This is a genomic window from Anaerotruncus sp. 1XD42-93 (assembly GCF_009917605.1).
Taxonomy (GTDB): domain Bacteria; phylum Bacillota; class Clostridia; order Oscillospirales; family Ruminococcaceae; genus Anaerotruncus.
Genome location: NZ_QZEG01000095.1, coordinates 1 through 5,583, shown reverse-complemented (window position 1 = coordinate 5,583; position 5,583 = coordinate 1). Strand labels below are relative to the sequence as shown.

6 protein-coding genes and 1 pseudogene are annotated in these 5,583 nt (G+C 51.5%); 2 read left to right on the top strand and 5 right to left on the bottom strand.

What is annotated here, in order from left to right; translation table 11 throughout:
* Positions 1-186 precede the first annotated feature (186 nt).
* Together D5269_RS16640 and D5269_RS16635 are read left to right on the top strand one after the other, a co-directional pair.
* Positions 187-366 (top strand): hypothetical protein, encoded by a 180-nt coding sequence (locus D5269_RS16640; protein WP_016303769.1) that lies wholly within the window; start codon positions 187-189, stop codon positions 364-366.
* Between the two features lie 127 nt (positions 367-493).
* Positions 494-2,107: a recombinase family protein gene (locus tag D5269_RS16635; RefSeq protein WP_120487274.1), complete on the top strand. Its 1,614-nt coding sequence runs from the start codon at positions 494-496 to the stop codon at positions 2,105-2,107.
* 259 nt (positions 2,108-2,366) lie between these two features.
* On the opposite strand, the gene D5269_RS16630 is transcribed toward D5269_RS16635, so the two are convergent.
* The 5 genes and pseudogenes from D5269_RS16630 to D5269_RS16610 all read right to left on the bottom strand — a co-directional run.
* Positions 2,367-2,558: a transposon-encoded TnpW family protein gene (locus D5269_RS16630; protein WP_016288539.1), complete on the bottom strand. Its 192-nt coding sequence runs from the start codon at positions 2,556-2,558 to the stop codon at positions 2,367-2,369.
* Complete coding sequence (locus D5269_RS16625; protein WP_166545232.1) at positions 2,555-3,409, bottom strand: ATP-binding protein; 855 nt, start codon at positions 3,407-3,409, stop codon at positions 2,555-2,557. Before D5269_RS16625 ends, D5269_RS16630 begins: the two co-directional genes overlap by 4 nt.
* A gap of 62 nt (positions 3,410-3,471) precedes the next feature.
* The gene (locus D5269_RS16620; RefSeq protein ID WP_120487340.1) at positions 3,472-4,230 is read right to left on the bottom strand and encodes a phage replisome organizer N-terminal domain-containing protein; all 759 of its coding nucleotides are present in this window, start codon (positions 4,228-4,230) and stop codon (positions 3,472-3,474) included.
* Positions 4,231-4,342: 112 nt separating this feature from the next.
* Entirely contained in the window at positions 4,343-4,729 is a 387-nt protein-coding gene (locus D5269_RS16615; protein WP_120487338.1) for a cysteine-rich VLP domain-containing protein, read from the bottom strand.
* Positions 4,719-5,583: pseudogene (locus D5269_RS16610) on the bottom strand (relaxase); the annotation flags it as partial. The gene D5269_RS16615 and the pseudogene D5269_RS16610, both read right to left, overlap by 11 nt.

Here is a 5,583-nt window from a genome sequence, read left to right as displayed (position 1 = left end):
CGGCAAGATGGACTTCTCCACCAATAAAGCCGCCCTCCGGTTCGCCCGCGTCATTCTGGAAAAGTATAACACCCAGCAGCGCGGCGGGCGCAAGCTGCCCTACCGCTTCAAGGGCTGATGGGAAAACGTACATAGGAGCCGCAGACTACCCCGTCTGCGGCCCTTTTCATTGCAAGGGAGGTTTGTATGGACACAGTAACGAAAGAGCCAAAATCCCCCGCTGTAGAGCCGTCCGAGCAGGGCTACCAGCTTACCATCGGGCGCGACACCATCCGGGTGGTCAGCGTTTTCAGCGGCACAAGGACGGCAAGCGAAGCCATCCACGAAGCCGCCGTAAAGAAAATCCTTTACGACACAAGCAGTTAAAATATGTGTGTAGTATCGTCAGAAGCAGCAGGCTGTCAGCTTGACTTTAACGCTTTAATTTGGTATAGTGTAGATGACAGACGAGCATAAACCCTGTTGTTTCTCGGACTGATAAGGAGGCAGTTTTATGAGGGAACAACAGAATTACAGAGCCGCTATCTATTGCCGGCTTTCTTCCGAAGATGGAGCCGACCACGAATCTATGAGCATTGGGAACCAGCGGGCATTGCTGACCGAGTATGTGCAGAAACAGGGCTGGGAAGTTGTCGATACCTATATCGACGACGGATTCTCAGGTACGAATTTTGATCGTCCCGGCTTTCAGCGGATGATTGCCGACATTGAAAAAGGGCGCATCAACCTGGTCATTACCAAAGACCTCTCCCGCCTTGGCCGTAACTACATCATGTGCGGGCAGTACACAGAGATTTATTTCCCGGAGCGCCATGTACGCTACATTGCCCTGAACGATGGCGTTGACACGCTGAACCAGACCAGCAGCATGGATATTACGCCGTTCAAGCACATCCTAAACGATATGTACGCCAAGGATATTTCCACAAAAATCAAGTCCACGCTCCATACCAAAGCAAGACGCGGTGAATACCTTGGCGCACTCGACCCCTACGGCTACCTGCGGCATCCTGACGATAAGCACAAGCTGATTATCAACGAGGAAACCGCGCCGGTTGTCCGGCGGATGTTTGAAATGTGCGCGGCAGGGATTGGGGCAAGGAGCATTGCAACAACCCTGAACAACGAGGGTATCTTATCCCCCAAGGAATATACACGTTTCCGTAAGCACAATCCTGAACGGGATGGCGAGTTTGAACGCCGCCACTTCTGGACACGGACTTATGTACATTTCATGCTTCAAAACGAAATCTATGTGGGGAGCATGGTGCAGGGGCGGCAGTACACGCCATCCTACCGAAGTAAAAAAAGGGAACCTATCCCTAAAGAAGATTGGGTAGTTGTTCCTGATATGCACGAACCGATCATATCCCGCGAATTATTTGATGAAGCACAAAAAAGACTGATTGCGCGGAAAAAGACCATTAAAGCCAAAGACGAGCCGGCGCTGTTTGCAGGACTGTTTTACTGCGAAGCCTGCGGAACATCCATGAAGTTGGGTGTCAGCCAGCAAAAGTATTTTTACTATATGTGCGGGCGCAGTCAGGCGATAGGGACAGTAGCTTGTTCCAGCCACTATATTAACCGTGACACGCTTTATCAGGTGGTTCAGGAGGATATTCAGCGCAATGCCAGACTGTTCAGCGAGGACACCGAGAAAGCAGCACAGAAACTGATGGAACTGAAATGCGCCGATCAGCAGAAACAGACCGCGACAATGAAGCGCGACCTGGCATCAGCAAAGAAGCGGCTGGCTGACTTGGATATGAAGCTGAAACGCACCTACGAGGACAATATGAGCGGCAAGCTGCCCGACCACATCTTTACCATGTTTATCGCAGATTACGATACGGAACGGGCAACGCTGAAAGCGAACATTGCAGAGATGGAAAAGGCACTGGAAAAGGTTCGGGATACCAAGGCCGATATTGACCGCTTCGCTGACCTTATCCGAAAATACACCAGCTTTGAAAAACTCGACCGCTTCATGCTTCATGAACTGATTGACCGGATTACGATTTACGAAACGCCGGGTATGGGACGCTGCCGCAAGGGTAAGGAAAAGCGCATTACCATCTACTACAAATTTGTCGGGGCTATCCAATAATAGAAAAACGGCATCCTTTATGGATGCCGAAAAAAATCACTTGGCTTTACGTCTATTTGTCATATCATCATCATGGGATAACCTCGGATAAAGGGCGGTGATTTTTTGGGTGGTCTGTCTTAACATGGTTTCCTCCGTTTCCGACAGCCAGCCCACTATTCCGTATGTCTATTATACCATAGGGCGGGGCTGGCTGTACAGTCCTTTTTGCTACTTTATGACACATAATGTCGAATAAATTTCAGTAAGGAATGTCACTTTACATGGCATGGGCGGCAGTTCCCCCGGCTGCGCTTTCCGCTTCCAGCACTTTCATCATCTTGTCGGCGGCGGTGGCGGTAGTGCCTTGTTTGAAATAGCCGGAAACCACAAGGACGGTGTTCCCCCGGCGTACTTCTGTCACGCAATCCGGGCGGCGGGTGGGGCGGTCTTTTTTCATGGTGTCGGTCATAGGCAAATCTCCTTTCCGTTCAGCAGCTTTTTAAGGCGTTCCATTTTCTCCTTTGCTCTGGCTTTTCTGAAATTTTCCCCGGTAATGCGGACGGGGGTACACATTTCTGTAAGGCGGTCATAAATGCGGGCGTGGGCGGTGTCCTCCGGGTTCTGCAATTCCTCCAGCGTCAAATTTGTGGTGACAATCAGCGGCTTTTGGCTGCGGTATCGGCTGTCAATCACGTTATAGACTTGCTCTAAGCCATATTCCGTGCCACGCTCCATGCCGAAATCGTCAAGGATAAGCAGAGGGAAGCTGCAAAGGCGGGCTATGTACTCGTTCCTGTCCTTGTAGCTGGCGGCAAGGTCGTTGAGTATCAAGGCAAAGTTTGTCATGCACACGGAAACCTCTTTCTCCATAAGGGCATTGGCAACACACCCGGCAAAATAGCTTTTGCCTGTGCCGACATTCCCCCACAAAATCAATCCATAGTTCCCGGTGCTTACCCGTTCCCATTGCTCCACATAGGAATAGGCTTTGTGCATTTGGGGGCATTTCCCGTTGTCGTTTTCAAACGTCCATTCCCGCATAGCCGGGTCTGTAAATCCCTTTCGTTTCAGCCGTTCCACTTCCTCCCGGTGCTTGTATTCCCGGTGGCTGGCTTCCAGCGTTTCCCGGCGTTTGCGCTGGCATTCACATTCTTTCGGGTGGCGGTCACGTCCGAAAAAGGTTTTGCCCTCCGGGAAGTAGGCTTCTTTGGGCTGGCGGCAGCTCCCGCAATATAAAAGCCCGTCCTCCCCGGTGTAGTCCTCCGGCTCTGCTTCCTGTGCCGTGGCAAGCCGGAAAATGGCGTTATCATAATCGCTCATAAAATCGTCCTCCTTGTTCATGGTCTTTTACGCCCTGTTTACGGGGCGTTGTGTCTATGCGGTCAAAGGCTCTCGCCCTCTTTGTAGGAATAATCGGGGATTCCCTTTTTCGGCTTCCCCTTTGCCTTGTCATCAGCCGCCCAACGCCGGATAGTGGCGGCATGGTTCTTGTAGTTCTTCCCGCTGGAAGCGATATAGCCGGATAGACGGTCAATGTAATACTCCCATTTGCCGGGAAGCTCCTCTTGCAGCTCCGCAAGCTCTTTTTCTGACAAAAAGACGTTTTTGTATCTGCCAAAAGGGGCGGGGGCGGTCTGTCCTTTCTTTAGCTCTCCCTCTCTCTTTATCTCTAACTCTATATCTATCTCTTTCTCTATCTCTGGTGGACAAATGTCCGCCCCGTCTGGTGGACGTTTGTCCGCCACGGCTTCCGGCAAGGCTTTCTGTTCCTGTAAAACCAGCCTTGCACGGCGTTTCCTCTCCCCCTCGGTAGAGGACTGACCGATTAAGAGTTCTATGTTGCTCATGTACAAAGCCCCGTTCTGCAAGGGTTCTACAAGCCCCAGTTTCATAAAAATCTGCAAAGCCCTCTCCACTGTGCCGACTTGCTGGCGGGTGATGGTGGCTATCATCTGTGCGGTGTAGGGGATATTCTCGGCAAGCTGGAGCTTTCCCCCGTTTTTCAGCGATTTTAGGTACATCTTCAAGAGAATGTTTGAGTAGAGCATACCGTCCTGCATACTTTCCAGCAGCACGATAGCGTCCTCGTCAAAATAGCTCTCTTTCAGCTTTAGGTAGTAATATTTGCGGTTGTCTGCCATTCGTTCCTCCTTTGGTCTGTTTTGGGCTTCTGTTACGCTTTAGAACGCCGTTTTCGGGGGTAAAGGATATAACTATCGCCTACCCTTTGAGGGCGGTCAAAAAAGCCTTGATTTACGGGGGTTTGGAATATCCTAAAGCGTGACATTTATCCCTCTGTTTCCGCTTGCGCTGTGCGGCTTTGATTCTTTTCATGCGTCCGGCGCAATCCGGGCAGTATTTCCCCCGGTTTGACTTGGAGAGAAAATACCCGCCGCACTCGGTACAGTGTTTCCTGTCTGCCCGGTGGAGTAGGGCGGCTTCCAGTTTCCCGTCCAGCGGCAGCACGGCTATCCTAAACCAGCGGCATATAAGCGAATAGCTGATACTCTGGACGCATACGCAAGGCTCGCCGTTATCCAGCAAGATACAGTTGCCGTTATCGTAGTTGCAGCACTCATGCACAAGGCGGCGGGCGGCTCTGTGTTGTTGGTAGTCCATGTAGGGGCGTTTACCGTTCATTTTCCCGCCCCTTTCCCCGTTCCGGCTCACGGCGCAAGATTCGGTCAAGATTGCCCTTTACGGTCTGCAATTCCCGGACGCTTGCTTTCTTCTCCCGGTACTCGTTGTAAAGCGTGTTCTTCTCCCTTGTAAGCTGTTCAATCTCTGCTTGTAGGGCTTTGGACGCTGGCAGCTTGGAGATTCCCTGTGCCTTGAAATACCGGGCGGCAGATTCGGAAATGATAAATTCGCTTTCGTGCTGCTCCCGGTAGGCTTTTCGGGCTTTCTCCGTTTTCTGCGCCCGCAGTCCGTCACGGGCTGGCTTGGTCTTGATATACGCCAATAGCTGTTTCTGCAAGTCCTTTTTCTCCCGCAAAGTGCTTTCCACGGCTTTCAGTTTCCCGGTGGTTTCATGCAGTTCTGTATTGGCGGCAGCAAGGGCGGTTTCCAGTTCCTCCGGGGAAGTAAAGCCGGATTCCTCGTAAACGCTCACGGTAGCCGCCATTTGCTTCAAGTTGTGTAAGGTCGCCCATTTCTCGTATCCTTTCCCCTTGCCCTCGGCTTTCTTGGCGGCTATGTCTACCATGCGCTGTACTCCGTCATTTTTCGGGGCGTTTATGGCGGCTTTATTGCGCTGTAAGCGGTCTTTTATGCTGCGGGGGTATTCCTGTTGGGGTAGGGGCGTTTCGGCGGCTCTGGCGGCGTTCTGTGCGTTTATGGTGAGTGTTTCCAGCACGGCGATACGGTCAAAATCATCACCTAATTTCCGGGCGGTGATGGGCTTCGTCCTGTCCGGTGTGAGATTGTCAACGCCAATTTGAAATTGTAAGAAAACGCCGAAGAAATTTTGTAGTTTTTCGGCGGGGGGTAACAAA